At 64.9% G+C, this 25,678-nt stretch carries 22 protein-coding genes and 1 pseudogene; 7 read left to right on the top strand and 16 right to left on the bottom strand.

From position 1 onward, the window contains the following. Window positions 1-369 precede the first annotated feature (369 nt). From DF200_RS01900 to DF200_RS01890, 3 genes are all read right to left on the bottom strand, one after another. Complete coding sequence (locus DF200_RS01900) at window positions 370-1,413, bottom strand: zinc-dependent alcohol dehydrogenase family protein (RefSeq protein WP_109136596.1); 1,044 nt, start codon at window positions 1,411-1,413, stop codon at window positions 370-372. Between the two features lie 131 nt (window positions 1,414-1,544). Further along, window positions 1,545-2,522 carry an aldo/keto reductase family protein gene (locus tag DF200_RS01895; RefSeq protein ID WP_109136595.1) on the bottom strand — a complete coding sequence of 326 codons (978 nt, stop codon included), beginning with the start codon at window positions 2,520-2,522 and terminating at the stop codon, window positions 1,545-1,547. A gap of 212 nt (window positions 2,523-2,734) precedes the next feature. After that, the gene (locus DF200_RS01890) at window positions 2,735-3,700 is read right to left on the bottom strand and encodes an ATP-binding cassette domain-containing protein (RefSeq protein WP_109136594.1); all 966 of its coding nucleotides are present in this window, start codon (window positions 3,698-3,700) and stop codon (window positions 2,735-2,737) included. A gap of 283 nt (window positions 3,701-3,983) precedes the next feature. Between DF200_RS01890 and DF200_RS01885 the strand changes: the two genes are divergently transcribed. From DF200_RS01885 to DF200_RS01875, 3 genes are all read left to right on the top strand, one after another. Then, window positions 3,984-5,231, top strand: a complete 1,248-nt coding sequence (locus DF200_RS01885) for a glycosyltransferase family 4 protein (protein WP_158275745.1) — start codon at window positions 3,984-3,986, stop codon at window positions 5,229-5,231. 137 nt (window positions 5,232-5,368) lie between these two features. Next, a complete protein-coding gene (locus DF200_RS01880) occupies window positions 5,369-6,058 on the top strand; it encodes an HAD family hydrolase (protein ID WP_109136592.1) in 690 nt (229 codons plus the stop codon). Window positions 6,059-6,144: 86 nt separating this feature from the next. Continuing rightward, window positions 6,145-6,666: a hypothetical protein gene (locus tag DF200_RS01875; protein WP_158275744.1), complete on the top strand. Its 522-nt coding sequence runs from the start codon at window positions 6,145-6,147 to the stop codon at window positions 6,664-6,666. A gap of 97 nt (window positions 6,667-6,763) precedes the next feature. On the opposite strand, the gene DF200_RS01870 is transcribed toward DF200_RS01875, so the two are convergent. Genes DF200_RS01870 through DF200_RS01860 form a run of 3 tightly spaced genes read right to left on the bottom strand, consistent with a single transcriptional unit; the run spans window position 6,764 to window position 9,647 of the window. Beyond that, window positions 6,764-7,657, bottom strand: coding sequence for an ABC transporter permease subunit (locus tag DF200_RS01870; protein ID WP_158275743.1), 894 nt, complete (start codon window positions 7,655-7,657; stop codon window positions 6,764-6,766). Between the two features lie 8 nt (window positions 7,658-7,665). After that, window positions 7,666-8,547, bottom strand: a complete 882-nt coding sequence (locus DF200_RS01865) for an ABC-2 transporter permease (RefSeq protein WP_109136589.1) — start codon at window positions 8,545-8,547, stop codon at window positions 7,666-7,668. Next, complete coding sequence (locus tag DF200_RS01860; RefSeq protein ID WP_109136588.1) at window positions 8,544-9,647, bottom strand: ABC transporter ATP-binding protein; 1,104 nt, start codon at window positions 9,645-9,647, stop codon at window positions 8,544-8,546. The genes DF200_RS01865 and DF200_RS01860 overlap by 4 nt, the downstream gene beginning before the upstream one ends. Before the next feature lie 185 nt (window positions 9,648-9,832). Here DF200_RS01860 and DF200_RS01855 point away from each other — a divergent pair, with 185 nt between their 5' ends. Then, window positions 9,833-10,663, top strand: a complete 831-nt coding sequence (locus DF200_RS01855; protein ID WP_109136613.1) for a YoaK family protein — start codon at window positions 9,833-9,835, stop codon at window positions 10,661-10,663. Between the two features lie 67 nt (window positions 10,664-10,730). On the opposite strand, the gene DF200_RS01850 is transcribed toward DF200_RS01855, so the two are convergent. Then, window positions 10,731-10,991, bottom strand: coding sequence for a hypothetical protein (locus tag DF200_RS01850; RefSeq protein ID WP_109136587.1), 261 nt, complete (start codon window positions 10,989-10,991; stop codon window positions 10,731-10,733). Between the two features lie 224 nt (window positions 10,992-11,215). On the opposite strand from DF200_RS01850, the gene ettA reads away from it, so the two are divergent. From ettA to DF200_RS01835, 3 genes are all read left to right on the top strand, one after another. Continuing rightward, window positions 11,216-12,895, top strand: coding sequence for an energy-dependent translational throttle protein EttA (gene ettA / locus DF200_RS01845; protein ID WP_109136586.1), 1,680 nt, complete (start codon window positions 11,216-11,218; stop codon window positions 12,893-12,895). Between the two features lie 853 nt (window positions 12,896-13,748). Further along, a complete protein-coding gene (locus DF200_RS01840; protein ID WP_158275742.1) occupies window positions 13,749-14,534 on the top strand; it encodes an endonuclease domain-containing protein in 786 nt (261 codons plus the stop codon). A 489-nt stretch (window positions 14,535-15,023) separates the two neighbouring features. Further along, entirely contained in the window at window positions 15,024-15,941 is a 918-nt protein-coding gene (locus DF200_RS01835; protein WP_109136584.1) for an acyl-CoA thioesterase, read from the top strand. A gap of 119 nt (window positions 15,942-16,060) precedes the next feature. Here DF200_RS01835 and DF200_RS01830 read toward each other — a convergent pair whose 3' ends face one another. The 9 genes and pseudogenes from DF200_RS01830 to dacB all read right to left on the bottom strand — a co-directional run bounded on the left by DF200_RS01830 (window position 16,061) and on the right by dacB (window position 25,635). Continuing rightward, on the bottom strand, window positions 16,061-16,978 hold the full coding sequence (locus DF200_RS01830; RefSeq protein WP_109136583.1) for a hypothetical protein: 918 nt from the start codon (window positions 16,976-16,978) through the stop codon (window positions 16,061-16,063). 52 nt (window positions 16,979-17,030) lie between these two features. Continuing rightward, window positions 17,031-17,609: a DUF3180 domain-containing protein gene (locus DF200_RS01825; RefSeq protein WP_109136582.1), complete on the bottom strand. Its 579-nt coding sequence runs from the start codon at window positions 17,607-17,609 to the stop codon at window positions 17,031-17,033. A gap of 158 nt (window positions 17,610-17,767) precedes the next feature. Continuing rightward, window positions 17,768-18,757, bottom strand: a pseudogene (gene folK, locus DF200_RS01820) (2-amino-4-hydroxy-6-hydroxymethyldihydropteridine diphosphokinase); the annotation flags it as partial. A 17-nt stretch (window positions 18,758-18,774) separates the two neighbouring features. Then, complete coding sequence (gene folP, locus DF200_RS01815) at window positions 18,775-19,656, bottom strand: dihydropteroate synthase (protein WP_109136612.1); 882 nt, start codon at window positions 19,654-19,656, stop codon at window positions 18,775-18,777. Between the two features lie 126 nt (window positions 19,657-19,782). Beyond that, window positions 19,783-20,352, bottom strand: a complete 570-nt coding sequence (gene folE / locus DF200_RS01810; RefSeq protein WP_109136580.1) for a GTP cyclohydrolase I FolE — start codon at window positions 20,350-20,352, stop codon at window positions 19,783-19,785. Beyond that, window positions 20,352-22,478 (bottom strand): ATP-dependent zinc metalloprotease FtsH, encoded by a 2,127-nt coding sequence (ftsH, locus tag DF200_RS01805; RefSeq protein WP_109136579.1) that lies wholly within the window; start codon window positions 22,476-22,478, stop codon window positions 20,352-20,354. Before ftsH ends, folE begins: the two co-directional genes overlap by 1 nt. 4 nt (window positions 22,479-22,482) lie before the next feature. Beyond that, on the bottom strand, window positions 22,483-23,040 hold the full coding sequence (gene hpt / locus DF200_RS01800; RefSeq protein ID WP_109136578.1) for a hypoxanthine phosphoribosyltransferase: 558 nt from the start codon (window positions 23,038-23,040) through the stop codon (window positions 22,483-22,485). Further along, window positions 23,027-24,145 (bottom strand): tRNA lysidine(34) synthetase TilS, encoded by a 1,119-nt coding sequence (gene tilS, locus DF200_RS01795; RefSeq protein ID WP_109136577.1) that lies wholly within the window; start codon window positions 24,143-24,145, stop codon window positions 23,027-23,029. The genes hpt and tilS overlap by 14 nt, the downstream gene beginning before the upstream one ends. A gap of 2 nt (window positions 24,146-24,147) precedes the next feature. Beyond that, a complete protein-coding gene (gene dacB / locus DF200_RS01790; protein WP_241520082.1) occupies window positions 24,148-25,635 on the bottom strand; it encodes a D-alanyl-D-alanine carboxypeptidase/D-alanyl-D-alanine endopeptidase in 1,488 nt (495 codons plus the stop codon). Window positions 25,636-25,678: the final 43 nt, after the last annotated feature.

The raw sequence follows: 25,678 nt of genomic DNA, 5'->3' as shown, positions 1-25,678 counted from the left end.
ATCAAGACCACCATCAAGATCGGCTACGGCTACCGCAACCTCGACAACCTCATCAGCCTCGTCATGCTCAAATGCGGAGGACTCGACCTACAACTCCCCGGACGCCAATAACCAGCAGGCCGGACCAGTGATCCACACCCACACAAACACCCGAAGAGCCTTAAAAACGAAGCTTTCCTGCGGGGTTATTGGTCGGACGCCGACGAACTATGCCACTGCTTACTGGAGTATCGAAGAATCCACAAACCTGAGCAGAAAGACGAACTCACCATCGCCGACCTGTTGAAGCAGTAAATACAGAACACGGTTGACAATGGACCATGACCACGGCGGACGAAACCCCGGTATCGTCCGCCAACCAATCGGCCGTCAGAAGCGGATCAGTGCCTTGATGACCTTGCGCCGGTCCATGGCCTCGTAGGCGTCCTGGATGTGGTCGAGGTCGTATTCGGCGGTGAATACGCGGCCGGGGTCGATGTCGTGGTTCAGCACGGCGTCGAGCAGACCGGAGTCGATGTCGTAGTGGCGCACCGGCGCCGGGCCGCCCTTGATGCCGATGTTGCCGTAGAACGTGCCTTCGGCGCTGATCTCCACATCATGCGGCAGGCCGACGCGGCCGATGACGCCGCCGCGGCGGATCAGTCCCAGAGCCGTGTCGAACGACTGCTTGGAGCCCACGCATTCGAGCACGGCGTCGGCGCCGTAGCCGCCGGTCATGTCGAGCACCTTGTCGATGGCGGCCTGGTCGCGTTCGGCGACGATGTCGGTGGCGCCGAATTCGCGGGCGAGCGCGGCGCGGTCGTCGTGGCGGCTCATGGCGATGATGCGCCGGGCGCCGAGCATCCTCGCGGAGATCACGCCGCACAGGCCGACGGCGCCGTCGCCCATCACCACGGCGGTGCTTCCGGGCTTGACCTCGGCGGAGACGGCGGCATGGTAGCCGGTGGACATCACGTCGGCGATGGTGAGCAGCGAGGCGAGCGTGGCGTCGTCATAGTCCTCGGGAGAGCCGGGCACCGGCACGCACGTGCCGTCGGCCTCGGGCACACGCACGTATTCGGCCTGGCTGGCACCGAAGTAGCCGCCGTGGGGGCACACCGATTCAAAGCCGGCCCTGCACACCGGGCATTCGCCGCAGCTGTAGGGGAACGGCAGCACCACGAAGTCGCCGGGCTTGACGCTTCCGACGGCCGGGCCGACCTCCTCGACCACACCGATGGATTCGTGGCCGATCTGGCTGTTCGCGGCGTGCGGGGAAAGCCCGCGGAAGTACCACAGGTCCGAGCCGCACACACATGCGCGGACAACACGCACCACGGCATCGCCGTCGGCTTCGATACGGGCCTTCGGCACCTCGCGGACGGCCATCTTGCCAGGGCCTTCGAAAATCGCGGCCTTCATCGTTTCGGTCATGGTGTTCCTCCATCTTCGCTTCTCGGGAACGGTTCACGGGAGCGGGGAGCCCACTCCGCACCCCTCGGATTCCACGCTACGGCCCTCAAGCGCTTGAAGTAAACCGGCGACACGCGGGAGGCCTGCCGGGCTCAGCCGACGTGGCGCTCGAAACGGTGGAAGCCTGTGATGCGGTCGATCTCGGCCATCGCGTCGGCGGGAATCTCGAATCCGGAGGCCTTGAGGTTGTTCTCCAGCTGGCTGGGCTTGCTGGCGCCGGCGATCACGCAGCTGATCTCGGGATGCTGCAGGATCCACGCCATCGAGAGGATGGGCAGGTTGGTGCCGAGCTCCTCGGCCACGCCGCGCAGCCGTTCCACCTGATCGAGGTTCTCGTCGGTGAGCAGGTCGTTGATCTGGTGGTCGGCCTGCCAGGTGGCGCGGGAGCCTTCGGGCAGCGGCTGGCCCTTGCGGTACTTGCCGGTGAGCAGTCCCTGGGCGAGCGGCGAGAACGTGGTGATGCCGATGCCGTGACGGCGGCATTCGCCCATGATCTCATGCTCGATGTAGCGGTCGTTGAGGTTGTACTGCGGCTGCACCACGGTGATCGGATACAGGTTGTAGCGGTCGATGATGCGCTGGGCCTCCTCCAGGCGGGCGCCGCCCCATTCCTCGGAGACGCCGTAGTAGAGCACCTTGCCCTGGGCGACGAGGTCACTCATGGCGCGCAGCGTCTCGGTGAGGTCGGTGGTCTCGTCGAACCGGTGGCAGAAGTACATGTCGATGTAGTCGGTCCGCATGTTCTTCAGCGTCTGGTCGATGCTTTCGAAGATGTGCTTGCGGCTCAGCCCCCGGTCGTTGACGCCGTCGCCGGTCGGGAAGTACACCTTGCTGGAGAGCACGAGCTCCTTGCGCGGATAGTCCTTGAACACCTCGCCGAAGAAGCGTTCGGCGGCGCCGGCCGAGTAGGCGTCGGCGCAGTCGAAGAAGTTGACGCCGGAATCATAGGCCAGTTTGATGGTCTGGCGGGCGACGTCCTCCTGCGCGGAGCCCTTGAGGTCGGTCACCCAACTGCCGAGGGCGATCTCGCTGATCTTGAGGCCCGATTTTCCTACACGACGGTATTTCATGGCGTACTCCTTGTTTTCATGGCCTATGGCATATGGCATATACCGCGACGTCCTGCGGCACATAATCTCGCGCCCGGCTGCCGACGCCATCGGCGACGTGCCGGCATGGGAGGTCGTGCGCGCTCACATCCCATATTCAATATACGCGGTTCAACCATGGTTGAACGCAAATCGGACACGCCGACGCCGCCCGGAACCGCCCCGCGCCCCCGCTACGCGCGGAACGCCGACCAACGCGCACCGTCGTGGTGGACGGTGATGGGGAATCCGAACATGGCGCTGAGATTTTCGGAGGTGAATCCGCCTTCGAGACCACCCGTGTACAGCACCGTGCCCGGCATGGGATTGCCTTCGTCGGGCGCATAGATACTCGGATGAGCGGCCAGGTATTCGCGGTACCGCGGCTCGGGCATGCGCCCCATGAGCGCAAGATGGTCGAATCCGGCGGGAATCTCCTCAAGCTGATGGGTGACGAGGATGACGGTACGGCCGTCCGCACCGGCGTCCACGGCCCCGGCACCGCCATCCCCCAGCCGTCCGAGTTCACGCACGACGAGCTCCCTGCCGCCGAGGTCCATGCCGGTCGTCGGCTCGTCGAAGATCATCAGTTCGGCGTCCGACATGAGGTTGCGGCAGATGAGCACGCGGGTGCGCTCGCCCTCGGACAGACCTGCCATGCGTTTGCCGGCGAGGTATTCGATGCCGAACCGTTCCATCAGCCCGTATGCGCGGTCGTATTCGGCGCAGTCGCGTCGACGGCTCTCGCTCCGCGCCGTCAGCTCCACCATGTCGGCGGAGTCGCCCTGGTCCTCGGGCACGGCGCGGACCGGTGCGGCGTCCACTATCACGTCGATGGGGTCGGCCGGCGGCGCCACCTCGCGTCCGACCGCGGACGACGCGAGCGCTATGCGCCCTCCGGACGCGAACCTGTCGATGCCTCCGGGACGATGGCCCAGCAGGGACAGCCTGCCGACGTTGGGAAACTGCCGCAGGCTCATCATGGCGATCAGCGTGGATTTGCCGATGCCGTTCGGCCCGAACAGAATCCACTTCTCCCCACGGCGAATACGCAGGTTCACATCGGCGAGGATAAGGCGACGGTCACGCCAGAATCCCACTGATTCGGCGCATACGGCAAGGTCGGCAAGGTCGTTGCGATCGGCGGCGAAATCGGTCATGCGTCCGAACTTACACCCAATCATGCGACGAAAACCCCGACGTCCGCTATTCGAGGCATCTTTTTGGACCTCCGCCGAAGGCGAAGGGATCCGTCGTCACCCGCCGATCCCGGAAGGACCGTCCGTCCGTTCGCGACCGCGATGGTGCCGACGCCCACGCCGTTCGGTCTCCCGAAGAACACGAACGACATATTGCCGCGAAAGCCGACGCCTCCGACAACTTTGGCTGAACTTCGTCGAAACTCAGCCTCCGAACAGGACCGACGCCCCTAGACTGGCTTGCATGGTTGGGATTGATGCCGACGAACAGCGGCCGTTGCGCGTGCTCGTGGTGAGCGAGTCGTCACTGGAGCAGACCAACGGCGTGAGCAACAGCGTGAAACACGTGCTCCGCCGATTCAGGCAACGGGATTTCGCCGCGCACGTCATCTCCCCGCAGCCGGCGCCGGAGTCCGGGATGTTCGAGGGATACCAAGTAGACACCGTCACCTCGTGGCCGGTGCAGAACTTCAACGTCGCCATACCGATGAAAAGCACCGTCATCGACATGATCGAGTCGGGCGAGCGGCCGGACGTCATCCACATCGCCGCGCCGATATCCCGCCTCGGCCATGCGGCGCTGATCGCCGGCGAGGACATGGGCGTGCCCACGGTGGCCGTCTACCAGACCGACGTGGCGCAGTATGCGCGGCGGTTCGCCCGCCAGACCATCGACGGCATCGCCGACACCGTGGCGCCGAAGCACACGGGCTGGCTGCGCAAGGTAAGCAAGTCCGCGGGAGACACCGCCGAACAGATCCTGGCCGACCGCATGGCGAAGCTGCACAACAAGGCCACCATCACGCTCACGCCGACCGAGCAGGCCCGTCAGCGGCTCGAATCGTTCGGCGTCGACCCGTCGCTGATCCATCCGTGGGGGCGCGGCGTCGATTCGCAGTTGTTCAACCCCGCGCGCCGGGGGTTCGAGCGCGTCCGCGAGCTGCACGAACGGTGGAGCCGCCATGGCGAGCTGCCGGTCGTCGGCTATGTGGGCCGCCTCGCCCCGGAGAAGCAGGTCGACCGCCTCACCTGCCTGATGGGGCTCGGCATCCAGCTGGTGATAGTCGGCGACGGGCCTTGCGGAGACGACCTGCGCAAGCTCATGCCGTACGCCATCTTCACCGGCATGCTGCACGGCGACGATCTGGCCGACGCCTACGCCGCGTTGGATGTGTTCGTGCACACCGGCAACCAGGAGACGTTCGGCCAGACGATACAGGAGGCCATGGCGAGCCGGCTGCCGGTGATCGCGCCTGCCAGCGGCGGGCCGCTCGACCTCATCGACTCCGGTCGGGACGGTCTGCTGTTCTCCCCGCAGAACGACAAGGCGTTGCGGGACTGCGTGAAACGTGTGATATCGGATGAGGATTTCCGGCGCACGATCGCCGACAACGGGTTCACCTCGATCCAGGGCCGCACCTGGCCCAAGGTGGTCGACCATCTCATCGACTACTACCGACTGGCCATCGAACTCCGGCTCGCCCACGCATAGGCGGCGCGCGCATTCCGTCCGGCTCCCGAGACGGCCGCACAGCAGACTCCGCGAATCCCTATAATCAATCATCGTTTCAATATCCGGGACGATTATGGGACGATTGAGGGCCGATATCGTCGGAAAGGCGGCAGGCGATGGTCGACGAAACCACGGTTGACGGAACCATGGCCAGCGAAACCACGGCCGACGTCGGCGTGACGGATGTGATCTTCGACCTGTGCGGAGTGCTTGTCGATTGGCAGCCGCGACGGGCGCTGGAGGGCCTGTTCGCCAACGAGGAGATAGATGATTTCCTCGCCCCGGACGATCATTGCGGCTTCATGTATTTCGACGACCTGCACGACGGCGGCATGGACTACGACACGCTGATCGACGATTATGAACGCGAGTACGGGGCACGCCTCGGCCTGCGGATGCGCGCGTACACCGTGAACGTCGACAGGACATTGGCCGGCGCGATCCCCGGAATGCCGGAGCTGCTGGCGGACCTGAAGTCCTCCGGCGTCGGCGTATGGGGACTGACCAATTGGGGGCACGACACCTGGCCGATCATGCGGCGGCGGATGGGCGGCGTCCTCGACATGCTGGACGGCATCGTGGTGTCGGGGCTCGAAGGAGTGAAGAAACCCGAAGCGGCCATCTTCGATCTGGCGGTGGAACGGTTCGGTCTGGACCGCTCGCGGACCGTATTCGTGGACGACTCGCCCTACAACGTCGAAGGCGCCGAACAGGCGGGACTTCGGGCGGTCCTATTTGAGTCGGCCCGTCAGACAAGAAGCCGGCTCGACATCACAGAATCAAATAGTAGACAATTATCCATATAATGAAATATCGCTGGCGCGGGATGTAACCACGTCGGCCGGCCACGACGCATAACTGAGTGCCCGCGGCCCGAACGATCATCAGGGTGGTGGAGGGTTTCACAATGGGCACGTTCTCCTTGACGGCCAACAACGACATCGGTTCCAACGCGGTATGGCAGACCATACCGCTGGGAAGTCTCGAATTCCCGCAGGCGCCGGAACCATACGACGGCAATTTCGACGACGACTTCTGGCCGAGCAGGCACGAGGAATACAACCGCCTGCAATGGGACGCCATGGATTGGCATGTCATTCGCGATCAAATCGGCGAGGCGGCGAACCGTCTGGAACGGCGGCCGGAAGCCAATCCCGAACTGGAGTTCGACGTGCCCTCGGTGCGTGAACGCACGTTCCTGGAAATGTGGTTCGGCTACGGCGACCCCAGTGTGGAGGCAATCAGAACGGATGACGGTCGGTACCGGGTCGGGTACGGTCAGCACCGCATCTGCGCCTATGCCGATTATCCGATGGATGACAGGGACCGCGCCCTCATGCGCGTGCCCCCGACGGGATTCCTGCCGACCGGGCCGCTCTCCCCCGACACCCGCATCCCCGTGCTGGCGCACTGACACATTGGCGCACGGGCACACTGACACATTGACGCGCCGGCACACTGCCACACCGGCACATGGGCGCACGGGCATCCGCCGACCCCGTGCCGGCGTCTCATCGGGAGGCCAGATCACGCCGCGAGAAGGCCACATACGCCGTCGCGAAGCCGACCAGCACGATAAGCGCCGCCAGCACGGAGAACGCCGCGGGCGCCCGCCCGTCGATCACCTCGTCCGGGGTGGCATAGCGGAACGGAGACAGCAGCCGGAAGACGACCGAGGCGTCGTGGTCGGAGAGCATGTCGTACGCCACGCCGGCGCAATAGGCCACGATCACCGAAGCATTGCCGGCGGCCGCACCGCGATCCGGACGCCGGCACACGGCGGCCGCGCATGCACTGACCGCGCCGAACACCAGCATCACGGCGAACAGCCATACGGAGAACCGCCAGATCACTATCGCGGCCGCCCCCTCGTCGAGTCCACGCACGTCGCCCAGCAATCCAAGGCACAGCAGCGACGAGACGACGTTGACCGCAACGAATGCGACCGCATCGCCCAACGCAGCGGCGAACTTCGCCGTAAGGATGGCGGTGCGCGTCACGGGACGTACAAACAGGAACTCATAGGTTCCGTCCGTCAGCTCGCGCAGCACCGCGTTGCGGGCGAGCGCGACGGCATACACGGCCGCCATGATGCCCGCATAGAATTCGAGCACCGCGTAATACCCTGCGAAGGTGGACATGTCCAGATCGGAGATTCCCATGACGGCGAGCGCCACCTTCGGGAAGGCGTCGGTGAGCTTGCGCACGGCGTCGGGATCACCTGCGGCGACGCCCTCGAACTTCATCACGCCGGCGATGTTGAACAGGACGATCACCACGCTCCATATCAGCCACGGCTTCACGTTGGCCCTGGATTCGCGCGCGGCCACGGCAAGAACGGATTTCACGGTGGCGGATTTCACCATAGAGACGGATTTCACAGTGGCGGCCCTCTTTTCCTGCATGTTCATCATCACTCGGCCCTCACCTCGCCACGCACGTACGCAACGGCCCCTGCCGCCAGGCAGGCCACGGCCACCACGGCGGCCAGGGCCAGATAGCCGGCTTCGTAACGGCCGTGGTCGAGTGCCTCGGAGACGTTGAACCAGGTGAACGGTGAGATGATGCGGTATTTGTCCTCGCCGGTCATTTCCGGCAACGACACCAGCATGAACCCGAACACGCCGAATGCGGTGGCGATGCCGGACACGCTGCGGATGCGCCGCAGCAGCACGGCGGTCAGCGCACCGAAGGCGAGGAACAGCACGCCCACGCCGAGCAACGACGACGCGGCGAGGATGAGCCGCGGCAAGGCGATGGAGGTCGCGGTGGAATCGTCGCGGAATCGTGTGTAGGTCAGCGCCACCGCGGCGAGGAACGCCAGAGAGGCCACGACCACCATCGTGAGCCCGGCCGCGAGCTTGGCCGCATAAATCGCACCGCGCGGCATCGGCATGACGAACAGGAAGTCGGTGGCCTTCGCGCGCTTCTCGCGTCCGAACACCGCCAAGCCCCATGCGCAGGCCATGATCGCCATGGTCAGCATAAGGTACAGGGAGCTGAACCGGTAGAACCCACCGAAGGAGAACACGTCGTCGTTGACGCCGAACAGGGCGGCGAACTGTGGCGGGAAGCCGTCGATCACCTGTTCGACGCTCGACTTGGAGTCCCGGTAGATCGGGTATGCGCCGGCCAGCAGCAGGACGGCCACGGCGAGCAGCGTGACAGTGCCGATGAGGAACGGGCGCAGTTGGGACTTGAGCTCGAAGAGGAAGACATGCATCGCGCGCGAAGTGAGCGAGGCGTGTGCGTTACTGCGGGAGGGCGTCGTGGTCGAGGCGGTCATCGTGGTCATCTCCCCGCCTCCGGCACCTGCAGCGACGCTGATTCCGGCACTGATTCCACCCTCGACTCCGGCTGGTAATAATGCATGAACACTTCCTCCAGCGTCGGCTCGGCGATCTCCACGTCCGTGAGTCTCATGCCTGCGAGCGCTGCGATGAGCTCGTTGCAGTCGCCCTCGTAGAGGAAGGACGCGGTGGCGGCGGTGTTCCCACGGCCGCTCCCACCGTCTCCGGTTCCGCCGCGCGCATCGGTCACGTCCAACTGCAGCGAGCGCACGCCGGACATGGATGCGAACGTGCGTCTCGCCACATCGACGTCGGACCCGGCGGCTTCGGTCCCAGACATCGGACCACCTGCGTCCCCAAGCCCGACCGTCACGCGTTTGACTGCGGACCGCCGCATCTCGGCCACCGACCGCACCGCCACGATGCGTCCCTCGCGGATGATGGCGACGCGGTCGCAGATGCGCTGCACTTCGGAGAGGATGTGCGACGAGAACAGCACCGTGGCCCCGCGGCGGTTCTCCTCGCGAATCAGGTCGAAGAACGCGCGCTGCACGAGGGGATCGAGCCCGCTGGTCGGCTCGTCGAGGATGATGAGCCGCGGCCGGTGCATCAGTCCTTGTACGATGCCGACCTTCTTGCGATTGCCAAGCGACATGTCCTCGACCTTCTTGTCGAGGTCCAGTCCGAGACGCTCGGACAACTCGCGGATACGCTCCGTGCAGTCCACGCGATAGAAACCCGCCGCGTACTTCAGCAGGTCGCGCGCCTTCATGCCGTCGTAGTAGAACACCTCGCTGGGCAGGTAGCCCACCTGTTCGAGGATTCTCGTGCGGTCCCGTTCGCAATCGAGGCCGAGGATCGACGCCTCGCCGCCTGTTTTGCGGATCAGTCCCAGTAGTGTGCGGATCGTCGTGGATTTGCCCGCCCCGTTCGGTCCGATGAATCCGAATATCTCGCCCTGGCGCACGGTGAGGTTCACGTCCTCGATGCCGCGTGCCCGACCGTATCGTTTGGTCAGACGACGCACGTCGATCGCGGGGACGCGATCCGACGCGCCGTCCGTTCCTGCATCATCCGTTCCGACCGCGTCGCCGCTCCCGACCATATCGTTCCCCCTCTTTCGCATTCCAATCATCATGATAAATTCAGGCGCCTCCGCCGTCATATCGTCCTTATGGATTCCATACGCCCGCCCTGTCGGCATGGACGTCATATGACGGCATGAACGACGACATCATGGTGCGGTATACTCCATCCGTTCGATTCAGACGATCATCGGGGGCAATCATCATGACATCGCATCTTTCCGAGGCCGTGCGAACGATCGTCCCCAGACGGGACGACGACTTCGGTCTGCTTTCGCCGGCGCTGGTGATCCTCACGTTCGTCTCGGGTCTGGTGGATGCGCTGAGCTATCTGTCTCTTGGCCATGTGTTCGTGGCCAACGTGACCGGCAACATCGTCTTTCTGGGGTTCTCGGTCGCCCATGCCGAAGGGTTCGTCTGGTGGACGTCCACGCTGACCTTGGTGGCGTTCGTGGCCGGCGCGGTGATCGGCGGGCGTATCATCCACCGATTCGAGGGCAATCGTGCCAAGCATCTGCTGATTTCGACCTGCGTGCAGGCGGCGTTCGTGGTCGCGGCGCTGATCGGCATCTACCTGCTCAACCGGTTCGCCCCCGAGCCGGCGATGGGCGGCGCCGGAACGGGCGCGACGGTCGCGCAGGTGGTTCGAGACACAGGTCCGAGTCTGAATTTCCCCACGGCCAGCCACGTCGACCTGCATGTCATCACGCTGATTGTGCTGCTCGCCCCGGCTATGGGCATCCAGAACTCCACGGCACGCAAGCTTTCGGTGCCGGACCTGCCCACCACCGTGCTCACGATGACGCTCACTGGCATCGTGGCGGACACCTCGGCCCACGGGCATGAGCGGTCGAAGCTGGGGCGCCGGGCAGTGGTGCTGACCGCGTTGGCCATCGGCGCGCTTATCGGCGCGCTGTTGCAGACCCGCGGCCATGAGGACGTGATCCTGATGGTGATGATTGCCTGCCTGCTGCTGGTGATCGCGTTGATGGCGCCGCATGTGCATTCCGACGCCCGCTGGGTCACCGGCCGGTAAAGCACCTGCGAACGTCTCGTTCCACGACACGACCATATCCGCGAGGCCCGTCTCGCCACCTCGTCGTTCATTCGCATTCGGGACCGTGGGACACCGCAGTGGCGCGAGTTCGGGATCGCTGCTCGTAATAGCGCACCAACGGCAGGAACAGCTCGTCCACCACGGCGACGATGTCCGATTCCGAGAGCGGCCGCATGTCGCGGATGATGGCGGCCCGGCCCAGATCGCCCGGCATGTGCATCAGGGTTTCCGGCAGCTCGCAGGAAAGCTCCCCGCGTTCGCGCGCGTTGTCGACCGACCACAGGCGATCCAGCCGGCAACGAATCATCGCGCCCAACCTGCCGCCGACAGTCGCTCCCGCGCCATTCCAGCCCTTCCGTTACCATGGTGGGCGGTGGTTTGGCATGAAATCGGCCGCTATGCGGACGCGCTCCGCATCGAGCGGCGTACTCCGGCAACGCGACGGCAATGAACACGACGAACGACAACCGGCACCATGCATGAACCGAAGAAACGGCGGAATTCCAAACTTTGTAAGGAGTAACTGCATCCATGGCGGAATTCATTTATCAGATGATCAAGGCGCGCAAGGCCTACGGCGACCGCGTGATCCTCGACGACGTGACGCTGAGCTTCCTGCCCGGCGCGAAGATCGGCGTGGTGGGCCCGAACGGCATGGGCAAGTCCACGCTGCTGAAGATCATGGCCGGCCTCGACACGGTGAGCAACGGCGAAGCGTCGCTGACCCCCGGCTACACGGTCGGCATCCTGCAGCAGGAGCCGCCGCTCGACGACACCAAGACCGTCGGAGAGAACATCAAGATGGCGTTCGGCCCCATCGCCGAGAAGGTCGCCCGATTCAACCAGATCGGCGAGGAGATGGCCAACCCGGACGCCGACTTCGACGCCCTCATGGAGGAGATGGGCAAGCTCCAGACCGAAATCGACGCCGCCAACGGCTGGGACCTCGACTCGCAGCTCGAACAGGCCATGGACGCCCTCCAGTGCCCCGCCCCCGACACCCCGGTGACCGTATGCTCCGGTGGCGAACGCCGCCGCGTGGCTCTGTGCAAGCTGCTGCTCGAAGCCCCCGACCTGCTGCTGCTCGACGAGCCCACGAACCACCTCGACGCCGAGTCGATCCTGTGGCTGGAGCAGTTCCTGCACAAGTACGAGGGCGCGGTCATCGCCGTCACCCACGACCGTTACTTCATGGACAACGTGGCCGAGTGGATCTGCGAGGTCGACCGCGGCCACCTGTACCCGTACAAGGGCAACTACTCCACGTATCTGGAGACCAAGGCCAAGCGTATGGAGATCCAGGGCGCCAAGGACGCCAAGCTCGCCAAGCGCCTGAAGAACGAGCTCGAATGGGTGCGTTCCTCGCCGAAGGCCCGTCAGGCCAAGAACAAGGCACGTCTGGAGCGCTACGACCAGATGGAGCAGGAGGCACGCAACTCCAAGAAGCTCGACTTCTCCGAGATCCAGATTCCGCCGGGGCCGCGTCTGGGCTCCACGGTGCTCGAAGCCAAGCACATCCACAAGGCGTTCGGCGACCGAGTGCTCATCGACGACCTCTCCTTCACGCTGCCGCGCAACGGCATCGTCGGCGTCATCGGCCCGAACGGCGTCGGCAAGTCCACGCTGTTCAAGACGATCGTCGGCCTGGAGCCGCTCACCAGCGGCGAACTGAAGATCGGCGAGACCGTGAAGATCAGCTATGTCGACCAGAACCGCGCCGGACTCGACCCGAACAAGAACCTGTGGGAGGCCGTGTCCGATGGACTCGACTTCATCGAGGTCGGTGGCGTGGAGGTGCCGACCCGCGCCTACGTGGCCAGCTTCGGCTTCAAGGGCTCCGATCAGCAGAAGCTCACCGGCGTGCTGTCCGGCGGCGAGCGCAACCGTCTGAACCTGGCGCTCACCCTCAAGCAGGGCGGCAACCTGCTGCTGCTCGACGAGCCCACCAACGACCTTGACGTCGAAACGCTCGAATCGTTGGAGAACGCGCTGCTTGAATTCCCCGGCTGCGCCGTGGTCATCTCCCACGACCGCTGGTTCCTCGACCGCGTCGCCACGCATATCCTCGCGTGGGAAGGCAACGACGAGAACCCGGCCAACTGGTACTGGTTCGAGGGCAACTTCCAGGCCTACGAGGAGAACAAGGTCAAGCGCCTCGGCGAGGATGCGGCCCGCCCGCACCGCCTGCACCGCAAGCTGACCCGCGCGTAGGGTCGTCTCGTTCGTCGCGCCACGCAGCGGACAACGGACAACAGACAAGCGGGTAACGTACAGCGGGTAACGGACGACCCGCAACCCGCAACGCAACATGAAGGCCGGCCTTCCATCGAGCAATCGTGAAAGGCCGGCCTTCTTCGTCCCCGGTCGGACCATCCGCCTTTTGACCGAACCATCCCCAGTCCGTCATCCACGACGGCATACGTGGTCGCATCGTTCTCGGCATGGCATCCCTCAGCACGGCGTCTCTCTTAGCCACGGCATCCCTCGGCATGGCGTCCTTTGGCGCGGCATTGCTGTGGCCGCGAAGGACGAAACGCAAAAATCACGAATATCATCGTTCGTCCTTCACCATTCACAATCATGAATACACAAAACCGCATGATCCCAACGATCCGTAAGACCATCCCCCAGCAACCCCAAGGACAAGACCACAAAACACCGAAAAACCACGCCCCGTCCTTCACCAGACCCGTCCACGACAGATCACCCTCCCAACAGGCATGACCACGACCTACGCCACCTAAGACCGGTCTCCCTCCACCTTCCAGCAGATACCCTCTTCGCAAGGTTTTCCACATTTCCCGTTTTCGCCCTTCTGCACCTCGGTTTTCCGTTAGCGTAGGCAACATCGCCATCACAGACCACGAAGAGGTGCATCATGCGTCATCCGATCACGATTCCGAACATCGCCGCCGACGAACAGCCCACCGGCCCGTCCGGATACCAAAGACCGTCGCAAGTCGCCACCCCGTACGACGGCCGGTCGATGTCAGAGGACCTGGCCTCCCGAAAGCTCTCCACCCTCCGACGGTGCCTTGAGGAAACACAACGTCGCGGACGCCAAATGCTGTTCGGGTTGACCACCGCCTTGGAACTTCATATGGTCCCGCTTCCTGAACGGTGCTCCCTGGACGTCACGATGCTGCATTCCGTAGCCAGCGCCCGCGGCAAACGCATGGCTTCGAAGAATGTCATTCCCCACATATGGCCATTGTTCGACGCCTCCTCGCAGATACGTCTTCTTGCCGACGTCTATGTGCTCGACCTGGTGCATACGTGGGCGCAGATGGCCCGGTTCGTGCCTTTGGAGCAGTTCGTCGTGCTGACCGAATCCATCGCCATGAGAATGTCCCTCGATGGATATGCCAACCCGTTGCAACGCATGCGGAATCTGACGGAAACAGCCCCGTCGTTCCGCGGTCGACTGCTGTGCAGCATGGCTTTGCGCATCGCCAGACCGAATGTGATGTCACCACAGGAGACCAAATGCCGTCTCGTATTGATATGCCACGGAGTCCCCTGCCCCGTGACGAATCACACGGTGTCGGGAATGACGTTCCTGTCGGGCGCGCCGATGACCGTGGACATGGCATGGCCGGAAGCCAAGGTGGCGGTGGAATACGATGGCGACCATCATCGGACGGACAAACGTCAATGGCGTCGCGACCAGGAAAAACGGGAACATCTGCAAGCGAAAGGATGGATTGTGTACGTCGTCAATGCCGACGTGCTGCAGGATGACGAAACGCGGGCGTATTTCGCCTTTCGAGTGGCACGGATGCTGATTTCACGCGACGTGCCGGTTGATTTCACCATCCGGGCCCGTCCATTGCGAGATCTGTGCCGATGACCATCGAACGGGGCGACATCCGCGGTCCACGGAGGTATGACCACAACGGCATACGTGATCACGCCGTTCTCGGCATGGCATCCCTCGGCGCGGCGTCCCTCTTAGTCACGGCGTCCTTTGGCGCGGCATTGCTGTGGCCGCGAAGGACGAAACGCAAAAATCACGAATATCATCGTTCGTCCTTCACCATTCACAATCACGATTACACAAAACCGCATGATCCCAACGATCCGTAAGACCATCCCCCAACAGCCCCAAGGACAAGACCCCAAAACACCGAAAAACCACGCTTCGTCCGTCACCAGACCCGCCCACGACAGCACCCGGACGGCATTCCGGCACCGTCGTCATCCGCTGTTCATCTGCCTCACGAACTTGTTACAAAACCCTCCGATTGTTCTTTACCGGCCATAACTAGACTGCATTGCAGAACATACAACAGAACATGAGCAGTACCACGCGTACTCACAGCCGTAAGTGAGGATTTCCATGACGACGGACGACCAGAAACCGCTTAATCATCTCATCAAGGTGCTGAGGCTGGGAGAGCCTTCGCCATACCGCAACCATACGTACATCAGCGGTGAAAGCCTGTATTTCCCCACGGGCCGCGTCTACGGCGGGCAGGTAATCGCGCAGTCGGTGGTCGCCGCGGCGCGCACGGTCTCCGAGGATCGTCTGCCGCATTCGATCCACGCGTATTTCATCGCCGCCGGCGATATCCGCCAGGATGTGCTGTTCGACGTGGAGAATCTGCGCGACGGCCGTTCGTTCTCGGCCCGCCGCGTGAACGCCACGCAGTCGAGGGGGCCTATCCTCACGGCCATCGCCAGTTTTCAGAAGCACGGTCAGGAGGGCGTGGAGTTCTCCGATCCGATGCCGTCCGACGTGCCCGACCCCGAGTCGCTGACCAGCGCGAAGGAGCTGATGGAGCCATATGCCCAGAATTCGCAGTTCGCGAACTACTATGTGACCAAGTCGCCGTTCGACATCCGTCATGTGAACGCGCCGGTGATGCTTGGCACCGACGAGACGGCGTCGAAGCGCGACGACGGCCGGCAGATGGTGTGGATGAGGGCGGACGGGCATGTGGACCTGCCGCAGTTGTGCCATCGTGCGATTCTCGCGTGCGGATGCGACCAGATCATGATGGAGCCGATCATCCGTCGCGCCGGCCTGAGTTTCATGACGCCGGGCATCTCATTCGCCACGCTTGACCATTCGATGTGGTGGTACCGCGACATCGACGTCAACGAATGGCATCTGTATGTGCAGGATACGCCGACCGCGGCGCATGGCCGTGGCCTGAGCTATGCGAAGGTGTATGCGCAGGACGGCACGCTTGTGGCGGCGATGAGCCAAGAGGCCATGGTGCGCGTGCCCAATCCGGAGGACGCCGGGAAGTAGGCGGCGCAGCGCCGGGGAGACCCACGACACGGCGCGTGTCGCCCGGCCTCTCCCCGGCCATCCGAGCGCGACGCCTCCCTTTCCTCTGAGAGGGAGGCGGGACCGGCACCGGGGCTACGTCATTGCTCGCGCGGCGCGATGACGTTGGCGAGATGGGCCATCGTCATCGTCGAATCCGCGGGCAGATACCGCGGGTCGTCATCATCGATGGCGGGATCGGGGTTGACCATCACGCGGGCCGGCGTATCGGGGAAGACGATGTCCTGCACCTTGGCCTGTTCGCGAATCCAGTCGGCGAGCGACTGGTCGTTGTGGAAGACCAGCATGTTGGTGTCGCCCAACGCGCCCGCGATCTCGGCGTAGGTCGGATAATCGAGGTTCGTGCCGATGGCGTCGCGGGCCCGGGCGATGTCGGGGGCCGCGGTCTCGTCGAGTTCCGCGAGCAGCGCGTCGAAGATGACGTCTATGCCGCGGTAGGCGATCACAGGGTTCTTGCGCGGGTTCGACCGCGAATACACGCTGGAGAGGAACCATGCGCCCGGATCGGCCGGCACGTCGCGCAGCGGCTGGCTTTTCTTCCAGTTGCGGTTGCGGCGCACGTCCACGATGGGGTCGTCGTCGGGACGTCTGACGTTGATGTTCACATGATTGCTCATCAGGGCCCACAGCGAGCGGACGTCCTTGAACCGTCGCGCGTTGCCGGAACCGTCGGCGGCCGCATGCGAGGCGCGTACCGTGAGGTTCCTGAGACTGATGGATTTGCCGCCGTCGATGGCGTCGATGATAGCGCCGTCAATGGTGCCGTCAATAGTGCCGTCCGCGTCCCGCTTCTCTTCGAAACGCGGCGCGTTGCCGTCGAGGATATCGAGGATGTCAATGAACAGATTTGGCAGATTCGTATAGTATCTGTCCGCGGCCAGCGGATATTGTTCGTCCTCTCCGTAGACGTGGACCACGCGCAGGCTGCCGTCGTCGTCAACGGCCCGCAATGCGATGTCACGCCCATCGGGGACGGTGCGGAGATCATAACGTGTCATACACCCCATTGTGGCACACAATGACGGCGATGACGGGCGATTCAGCCCACCGTCAGCGATTTATGGTGCCGGTCGTCGTTCCGGCGACCCCGGTGGCCGCGTCCGTGGAGGCTCCGGCGGATGCTCCCGCGGCAGGCGCCAGATTGCGCCGGCGTTCCGCCTCCTTGGTCCTGGGATGTTCGGGACCGTCCTTGGGCGGCAACTGACACCAATACTCCCCCACGATGCCGATGACCATGTCGACGAGGCAGATCACGGTGGCGACGCCGCATTCGAGGGCGGCGTCGCCGTAGAATTCCGCTTCGAGATGGCCGATGCTCATGAGCAGCTGGCCGCCGTACCATCCCGCGAGCGCCGCGCCGGCGATGCCGAGGGATTTCGCCAACAGGAGCGTGTTGACGGCCCGGTCCATGCTCATGGCCTTGAGTTCGCCTTTGACGTATTTACGCACCTGCCACGACATGATGAGAACGAGGGTGCCGAGCATGGCGAGCAGCAGCGAAACGAGCCATGGCGCGCCCATGAGCGTGTAGGCGCTGTGTTCGGTGGCCTTCACCAGGGTGGCGCCGCACAGGGTGCCGAGGATGATGGCCACCACGTACTGCCACCATGGGGTGCGTCTCATCTTCATGCCATGCTCCTTGGTCTGCGGGCTCGCGGGTGGTCTGCTGCTTGGTGTTTGCTACGGGGCGTTTGATACGGGATGTTTGATACGGGATGTTTGATACGGGGCGTCTGCTGCGTGCTGCGGATCGTCGTGGATGTCGTCGTGGTGTTCTAGGCGACGGATCCGCCGAGAATCCAGCTGTCGGAGACGCGTTCGACCGCGTCGTGGTCCGGGGTTCGGGCGAGCAGTTCGGCGACCGGCCCGCCGTGGGGGCCGACGAGACGTGCCGCGGGTTCGAGGTCGGCCCAGGGGGCGAGTACGAAGGCCCGCTGCCATGCACGCGGGTGGGGCAGGGTGAGTCGCGGATCGTCGCGGGTCTCGCCGTCGAAGTCGATGATGTCGAGGTCGAGCGGGCGCGAGCCCCAGTGGACCTTCCGAGAGCGTCCGTGGGCTGTTTCGATGGTCTGGAGGGCGTTGAGCAGCGTATCGGCGTCGAGCGTGGTGGTGAGTTCGACGACGGCGTTGAGGAAGTCGGGCGTGCCGGGTTCCATGCCCCAGGCCGCGGTGCGGTAGAGAGGCGAGATGCCGTTGACCTGGTTGCCGGGCACGCCGTCGATGGCGACGACGGCGGCGCGCAGCGTCTGTTCGACGTCGCCGATGTTGCCGCCCATGGCCACGATGGCGGTATGAGTGGCGGGCATGGCCGAGGTGCCCGTTGCGGCGGCGTTCGAGTCGGCACTCCCGTTCGCGGCCGAAGTCGAGGCCGAGGCCGAGGCCGCCGCGCCGATCTGCGAGGCGAGTGTGCCCCCTTCCGGGTCGCGGGCGCGTTCGATGGTCACGCTGACGTCGTCGAACGGCACCTTGATGGGCGCCTTGGGCTTGTGCACGGTCACGATGACGCGTTGGATGCGATGCGACAGCAGGATGGAGTCGGCGATCTTGGCGGCGAGCCTTTCGATGAGGTCCACGTGTTCGCCTTCGATGACGTTGACTATGCGTTTGGCGATCTGCCCGTAGTCGACCGTGGCGGCGAGATCATCGGATGCTCCGGCCTCGGAGAGGTCGAGGAACATGGTGGCGTCGACGACGAACGGCTGTGGTTCGACGTGTTCGAAGTCGAGGACGCCGTGCGTTGCCTCGGCGCGGACGCCGGTGAGTCGGATGGAGTCCATGGGGTTCCTTTTCGTGGTCAGTTGGACTGAGCGTATTGCTTCCAGAGTTCGCCCGCCTTGACGGCTGCGACGGAGCGTCGCACGTCGTGGACGCGCACGGCCCAGGCGCCGTGTTCCGCGCAGAGGGCGGAGAGGGCGGCGGTGACGTCGTCCTTGTCGGCCATGGTCGGCTCCGTGATGCCGGCTTCGGCGAGCATGGCGCCGATGAAGCGTTTGCGGGACTGGCCGATGAGCACCGGGTATCCGGTGGCCTTGAACGCGTCGAGACCGGCAAGCAGCGGCAGGTTGTGTTGGATGCCGGGTTTGGAGAAGCCGAGGCCGGGGTCGATGATGATGCGTTCAGGGTCGACGCCGGCGGCGATGACGTCGTCGACCTGGCGCATGAGCTCGTCGCGCACGTCGGCGAGGACGCCGTGCGCGTAGTGGGAGGTGTCGGCGTCGGGCGCGGCGCCGTCGTGGGAGCCGGCGAGCCATCCGCGCCAGTGCTGCACGATGTAGAGGCAGTCGTGGTCGGCGACGACATGCGGCAGGTTTCCGTCGAGGCGGCCGCCGGAGACGTCGTTGATGATCTGCGCGCCTTCGTCGAGCGCCGCCGCGGCGACGGACGCACGAGTGGTGTCGATGGAGAGCATGGCGCCGGGGTGGGCGATGAGCGCCTTCACCGCGCCGGTGACGCGGGCCATCTCGTCGTATTCGCTGACGCGCTTGGCACCGGGACGTGTGGATTCGGCGCCGATGTCGATGATGTCGGCGCCGTCATCCATCATGTCGGCGCCGTGGGCACGGGCCTTGTCGGGATCGAGCCACAGGCCGCCGTCGGAGAACGAGTCCTCGGTGATGTTGAGCACGCCCATGACGAGCGTGCGTGTGGAATCATGCAATGCCTTGATATCAGTCATGATGTGATGTTCGCCTCTGTTCTTCATGATTGCGACGGGCTCCCCCTTGGCAGGGGGAGCCGTATGGCGGAGGTCGTTTCCGCGGTGATGCCGGCGCGTCGGGAGCGTCCGGCATGTTCGGTGCGTTCAGTGCCGCGAGAAGATGAGGCTCATGGCCTCGGCGCGCGTTGCGGGGTTTCTGAGCACGCCCCGCACCGCGGACGTCACCGTGCGCGCCTGCGACTTCCTGATGCCGCGCATCGACATGCACAGGTGTTCGCATTCGGTGACGACGATGACGCCCCGGGCGTCCACGTGCTCCATGAGCGCGTCGGCGATCTGCTGGGTGAGACGCTCCTGCACCTGCGGACGGCGGGCGTAGACCTCCACGAGTCGGGCGAGCTTGCTCAGACCGGTCACGCCCTCCTTGGAGGGGATGTAGCCCACGTGGGCCACGCCGTGGAACGGGAGCAGATGGTGTTCGCACACCGAATACAGTTCGATGTCGCGTACGAGCACCATCTCCTCGGTGTCCACGCGGAATCGTGCGGAGAGCACGTCCTTCGGATCCTGGTGCAGTCCGGCGAAGATCTCCCTCGACGCACGGGCTATGCGGTCCGGGGTGTCGAGCAGCCCCTCGCGGTCGGGGTCCTCGCCAATGGATTTCAGATAGAGGCGCACGGCCCGGCGCACGCCTTCCTCGTCGTATGCTGCCATCAGGCGGTGGCTCCTCCGTTCTGCTCGGGCTGGCTGGGCTGCGTGGCCACGGTGGCCTGGGCCATGCTCTTCTTCAGCGATTCGGGAATCGGCACGGGCGGCAGGTCGGAGTCGGGGCGACGGTCGTTCGACAGCCACACCTCGCGGACCGGCGCCTTGCGCACCTTGGAGAAGATGACGGCGAGCTCCTTCTCGTTGAGCGTCTCCTTGACGAGCAGCTGGCGCACGAGTTCGTCGAGCACGTCGCGGTTCTCGTTGATGATGTTCCATGCCTCGGTGTGTGCGGTCTCGACGAGTTTGAGCACCTCGTCGTCGATGACCTGCGCGGTGCGGTCGGAGTACTTGCGCGGGCTCAGGCCGTCCATCACCGTGGTCTGGTCGTCGTCGGACGCCCATTTGATGGCGCCGAGCTGCGCGGAGAAGCCGAATTCGACGACCATCTTTCGCGCGATGTTCGTGGCCTTCTCGATGTCGTTGGAGGCGCCGGTGGTCGGATCGTGGAACACGACCTCCTCGGCGGTGCGGCCGCCCATGGCGTAGGCCATCTGGTCGAGCAGCTCGTTGCGGGACTGCGAGTAGCGGTCCTGCGTCGGCATCACGGCGGTGTAGCCGAGGGCGCGGCCTCGCGGCAGGATGGTCACCTTGGTCACCGGGTCGGTGTTGTGCAACGCGGCCGCGACCAGCGCGTGGCCGCCTTCATGGTAGGCGGTGTTGCGCAGCTCGTCGAGCGCCATGCCGGTGGACCGGCGGCGGGGGCCGCTCATCACGCGGTCGATGGCCTCGTCGATGGCACGGTTGTCGATGAGCTGGGCGCCGGCGCGGGCGCACAGCAGGGCGGCCTCGTTGAGCACGTTGGCCAGGTCGGCGCCGGTGAAGCCGGGGGTGCGCACGGCGATCATGTGCATGTCGACGTCGGGCACGAACGGCTTGCCCTTGGCGTGCACCTTGAGGATGGCCTCGCGCCCGGCGAGGTCCGGGGCCTCGACGGCCACCTGACGGTCGAACCGTCCGGGGCGCAGCAGCGCGGGGTCGAGCACGTCGGGACGGTTCGTCGCCGCGATGATGATGAGGTTCGTGTCGTTGTTGAAGCCGTCCATCTCCACGAGCAGCTGGTTCAGCGTCTGCTCACGCTCGTCGTGGCCGCCGCCCATGCCGGATCCGCGCTTGCGGCCGACGGCGTCGATCTCGTCGATGAAGATGATGGCCGGGGCGTTCTTCTTCGCCTCTTCGAACAGATCGCGCACTCGGGAGGCGCCGAGGCCGACGAACATCTCCACGAAGTCGGAGCCGGCCATGGCGTAGAACGGCACGCCCGCCTCGCCGGCGATGGCGCGCGCCAGCAGCGTCTTGCCGGTGCCGGGAGGGCCGTACAGCAGCACGCCGCGCGGGATGCGGGCGCCCAGCGCCTTGTATTTCGACGGGTCCTTGAGGAAGTCCTTGATCTCCTCGACCTCGGCGAGCGCCTCGTCCTCGCCCGCCACGTCGGCGAACTTGGTGTCGGGCGTCTCCCCTTCGAGCAGCTTGGCGCTCTTCTTGCCGCCCATGCCGAACATGCCGCCGCCGGAGCCGCCCTGCATGCGGCTCATCAGCCACCAGAACAGGGCGAAGATGATGATGAACGGCAGCATCGACGTGAGCAGGTACGTCAGGATGCTGGTCTGCGGGACGGTGGAGGTCCAGCCCTTGGACAGGTCGGCCTTCTGCACGGCCTGGGAGATCTGCCCGCCCTGCGCGAACACGTAGTAGAACTGCACGTTCTTGCCGTAGTTGCGGTCCTTGCCGGTGTCGGGGTCCTTCTTGTGGAAGTCCTCCTTGAGCTCCAGCTTCACCGTCTGCTTGCTTTCGGTGATCTCGGCGTAGTTGGCGGAGCCGTCCTTGAGCAGTTCAAGACCGTCCTGGGTGTTGATGGTCTGCGTGCCGCCCATGGAGAACATCTGGAATCCGCTGACCGCGAGCAGCACGAGCAGCGTGGCCCAGATCCACGGCGACTGCCAGAACGGACGCTGACCCTTGCCGTTCCTGCCTCCGCGGTTGGCGTTGTTGTTCTTGTCTCCGTTCTTCCGTCCCCCCTCGGGATTCTTGAACGGGTTGCCGTTATCGTTGCGATTCGGCCCTGGGAAGCTCATGCTGCTACTCTCCTTGGTACACCTGGGGTTTCAACACCGCGATGGAATCGAGGTTCCTGTATCGTTCGTTATAGTCCAGACCGAAGCCGACGACGAATTTGTCGGGAATCTCATATCCCTTGTATTTCACATCGATGTGCACTTCATGACGCGCCGGCTTCTCCAGCAGGGCGAAGACCTCGACGGAGGCCGCGCCACGCCGTTTCAGCTCCTTGATGAGCCAGTCAAGCGTAAGACCCGAGTCGATGATGTCCTCGACGATCAGGACGTGACGGCCTCGGACATCCGTCGACAGGTCCTGCCGCACGGTGACGGTGCCGGACGACGTCGTGCCCGAACCGTAGCTGGAAAGGCTCATGAAATCCATGGTCACGGGGATGCGCAGGGCCTGGGAGAACGCGGCGAGCGTGTTGACGGCCCCCTTGAGCACGGCCACCAGCAGCGGGTTCTTGCCGGCATAGTCGCGATCCACCTGAGCGGCCACTTCTCGTATCTTGGCATCGATCTGCTCTTTGCTGACGAGCTCCTCAGCGATGTCGTCTTGGATATCAGCGATTTTCATGCACCCTATCATGGCACACGAGAATGACGTGACCCTGACGGAACGCTGAATGCGAACTGGAAAGACGCACGGCGCCCTGACCGTGCCAGTCGACGACGAGCGCGTCGATGGCGTCGACGTGCCTCGACGACGTGCCGGCGCCGCATTCCGACAGCGTACGCGCGATGACGCGGCTTCGCATGGCGGCGTGCCGCCCGGCCAGCGCACGCGCGTCGATGCGGGCCAGCCAGCCGCCGTCCGTCCCCTGCGACGTTTCCCCGCCATCGGCCATCGTGACGGTTTCGCGATAGAGCCGGTCGGCCCGGGAGTCGAGATAGTCCTTGTCGCGCTGGGCGAATTGCGCGCTGCGGGCCAGATGCCCCACGGTGTCCGCGCCGGTCAGATGGACGAGATACGGCAGCAGCGCCTGCCGTATACGCGAACGCAGCGGCAGATCGGTGGAAAGCCCTCCTTCGTCGGCCTGGTCGCCGTTGGTGGGGTCGTCCCACCAGGTGACGCCGAGGGTTTCGCAGATCTGTGTGGTCTGGGCCCGGGTGAGGGAGAGGAAGGGGCGGGAGAACAGCACGCCGTCGCGTTCTATCGACGTCGGCATGCCGGCGAGCGCGTCGAGCCCGACGGTGCGCAGGAGGCCGAGCAGCACGGTTTCGGCCTGGTCGTCGCGCGTGTGGGCGAGCAGCACGGCGGAGGCGCCGAGCTCCTTCGCCGTGTCGATGAGCGCCCGGTATCGCACGCCGCGGGCGTCGGCCTCGGTGCCGGCCCCTGTGGGACGCACGACCACGCGCCGCACGACGACCGGGTCCATGCCGAAGCCCCGGCACCGTTCGCCGGCCTCGTGCGCCACGTCCGCGGAGCCGGCGATGAGGGCATGGTCCACGATCACGGCGCCGCAGCGCACGCCGAGGGTGCCGCATACGGTGGCGGTCACGGATGCGAGGGCGAGCGAGTCGCGTCCGCCCGAACATGCCACGAGCACCAGCGGCGCGTCGCCGCCGGGCGTGTGGTCGCCGTGTTCGCGCAGGCGTGGGGACTGTCGGGTGATGCCGATGGATTCGAGGTTCCGTCGCACGTCCCCGATGGCTTGTCTCAGTGTGGGCGTGTAGGTCATGGTCACAGCTCCGGCAGATGGCCGACGAGGTCGTCGACCGCGAGTATGGCTTCCCACATGTTGTCGGGATTGTTGACGATGACGGCGAACACGAGGGTGCCGCCGCCGGTTCTGGAGACGTTGCCGGTCATGGAGGTCACGCCGCCGAGCGTGCCGGTCTTGAGTCGTACGAGACCGGCCGCGGACCTGGCGATGTTGCGTTTCGCCGCGGTACCGGAAAGACCGCTGACTGCGAGGCCTTCGCTCGCCGGTGCGGTGGAGTCTCCGGTCTCAAGGTATTTGGCCTGCACCTGCATGAGGGTCGTGGCGGTGAGCCTCGATCCGGCGGAGAGCCCGGAGCAGTCGGCGATATGGAGACCGTCGGTGTCGATGCCGGCCTTCTCCAACGCGGCCTTCACCGCGGCCGCGGCGCCTTCCGGCGAATTGTCCTGACCGGTCTTCAGCGCGGTGAGGCGTCCGAACAGCTCGGCTTCCGTGTTGTCGGAGTTCCTGAGCATGAAGCCCATGACCTCGCTGAGTCTGGCGGAGCTGACCGAGGCGATGGGTTTGCCCGCGGGGGCTTCGCCCTTGGCTATGCCGCCGTTCACGGCGATGCCCTGCCGTTTGAGCTGTGCGACGAACGATTCGGCGGTCTTCGCGGCGGAGTCCGCGAACCGTGGAGGGAACGCCGATTCGACGTCGGGGTCGGCCGGCTTGGTCGTACCGCTCCAGTTGCGTCCCTCGTCGATGGCCATCGACGACATCGGCGCCGCGTAGAGCATGTCGTCGCCCTCGTTGTTCTCGGCGATGGTGTCGGGGAACCGTTTGGAGCCGAACAGCGAGTCGTCGTAGGCGACCGACACCGTGGTGACGCCCTTGGCCTTCAACGCCTGAGCGGTGCGCTGCGCCAGCGTGGCCACGCCGGCCCGTCCGTTGACGTGCCGCTCGTCGTTGGCCCCCGAGCCGAGCAGCATGTCGCCGTTGCCCTTGAGCACGAGGGTGTCGCCGTCGAGATAGGTCTCGGTGTCCAGGGTGGACGACATGTCGAGGCTGGCGGTGGCGGCGAACGCGGTGAGGGTCTTCATCGTGGAGGCCGGCTCGCGCGCGACTCCCTGGTTGCGTTCCACGACCGGATCGCCCTTGGCGTCCGCGATGATGATGGAGAAGTCCTTGCCGACGCCCTTGGCCTTGGCGAACTTGTCGACCAGGGCCGTGGCCCGTGCCTCGTCGACGCCCTTGTCCGCGCCGACCCCGCCCACCAGCGGCGTCGCCGCCACGGCGGACGCCGCCTGCGGGAAACGAATGGTCTGCACCGGTTCGACGCTCAGCGGCCCCGGCGCGATGTCGTAGGCGTCGGCGACCGCGTAGCCGAGTCCCAGCGCCACGGTGATGACGGCGCTGGCCGCCACCATCCATTTGCGTCTCGCCACCCGGCGACGCTGCAGACGCGTCGCACGTCGGGACGGCCGTGCCGTCCGCAGGGTCCCTGAGTCGATTGCCGATCCGGTCACGGCTTTGCCTCGCTTCGTTCGATTCGTTCGGATGTCAAGCGTT

Origin of the sequence: Bifidobacterium catulorum (assembly GCF_003129925.1) — a bacterium.
GTDB classification, from domain to species: Bacteria; Actinomycetota; Actinomycetes; order Actinomycetales; family Bifidobacteriaceae; genus Galliscardovia; species Galliscardovia catulorum.
This window is presented reverse-complemented; position numbering and strand designations above follow the sequence as displayed.

Excerpts from the sequence above, each read along its gene's own strand:
- DF200_RS01900 (WP_109136596.1), bottom strand. The coding sequence starts at position 1,413 with ATGACCGAAACGATGAAGGCCGCGATTTTCGAAGGCCCTGGCAAGATG.
- DF200_RS01895 (WP_109136595.1), bottom strand. The coding sequence starts at position 2,522 with ATGAAATACCGTCGTGTAGGAAAATCGGGCCTCAAGATCAGCGAGATC.
- DF200_RS01890 (WP_109136594.1), bottom strand. The coding sequence starts at position 3,700 with ATGACCGATTTCGCCGCCGATCGCAACGACCTTGCCGACCTTGCCGTA.
- DF200_RS01885 (WP_158275745.1), top strand. The coding sequence starts at position 3,984 with ATGGTTGGGATTGATGCCGACGAACAGCGGCCGTTGCGCGTGCTCGTG.
- DF200_RS01880 (WP_109136592.1), top strand. The coding sequence starts at position 5,369 with ATGGTCGACGAAACCACGGTTGACGGAACCATGGCCAGCGAAACCACG.
- DF200_RS01870 (WP_158275743.1), bottom strand. The coding sequence starts at position 7,657 with ATGCAGGAAAAGAGGGCCGCCACTGTGAAATCCGTCTCTATGGTGAAA.
- DF200_RS01865 (WP_109136589.1), bottom strand. The coding sequence starts at position 8,547 with ATGACCACGATGACCGCCTCGACCACGACGCCCTCCCGCAGTAACGCA.
- DF200_RS01860 (WP_109136588.1), bottom strand. The coding sequence starts at position 9,647 with ATGGTCGGGAGCGGCGACGCGGTCGGAACGGATGATGCAGGAACGGAC.
- DF200_RS01855 (WP_109136613.1), top strand. The coding sequence starts at position 9,833 with ATGACATCGCATCTTTCCGAGGCCGTGCGAACGATCGTCCCCAGACGG.
- DF200_RS01850 (WP_109136587.1), bottom strand. The coding sequence starts at position 10,991 with ATGATTCGTTGCCGGCTGGATCGCCTGTGGTCGGTCGACAACGCGCGC.
- ettA (WP_109136586.1), top strand. The coding sequence starts at position 11,216 with ATGGCGGAATTCATTTATCAGATGATCAAGGCGCGCAAGGCCTACGGC.
- DF200_RS01840 (WP_158275742.1), top strand. The coding sequence starts at position 13,749 with ATGCTGTTCGGGTTGACCACCGCCTTGGAACTTCATATGGTCCCGCTT.
- DF200_RS01835 (WP_109136584.1), top strand. The coding sequence starts at position 15,024 with ATGACGACGGACGACCAGAAACCGCTTAATCATCTCATCAAGGTGCTG.
- DF200_RS01830 (WP_109136583.1), bottom strand. The coding sequence starts at position 16,978 with ATGACACGTTATGATCTCCGCACCGTCCCCGATGGGCGTGACATCGCA.
- DF200_RS01825 (WP_109136582.1), bottom strand. The coding sequence starts at position 17,609 with ATGAAGATGAGACGCACCCCATGGTGGCAGTACGTGGTGGCCATCATC.
- folP (WP_109136612.1), bottom strand. The coding sequence starts at position 19,656 with ATGACTGATATCAAGGCATTGCATGATTCCACACGCACGCTCGTCATG.
- folE (WP_109136580.1), bottom strand. The coding sequence starts at position 20,352 with ATGGCAGCATACGACGAGGAAGGCGTGCGCCGGGCCGTGCGCCTCTAT.
- ftsH (WP_109136579.1), bottom strand. The coding sequence starts at position 22,478 with ATGAGCTTCCCAGGGCCGAATCGCAACGATAACGGCAACCCGTTCAAG.
- hpt (WP_109136578.1), bottom strand. The coding sequence starts at position 23,040 with ATGAAAATCGCTGATATCCAAGACGACATCGCTGAGGAGCTCGTCAGC.
- tilS (WP_109136577.1), bottom strand. The coding sequence starts at position 24,145 with ATGACCTACACGCCCACACTGAGACAAGCCATCGGGGACGTGCGACGG.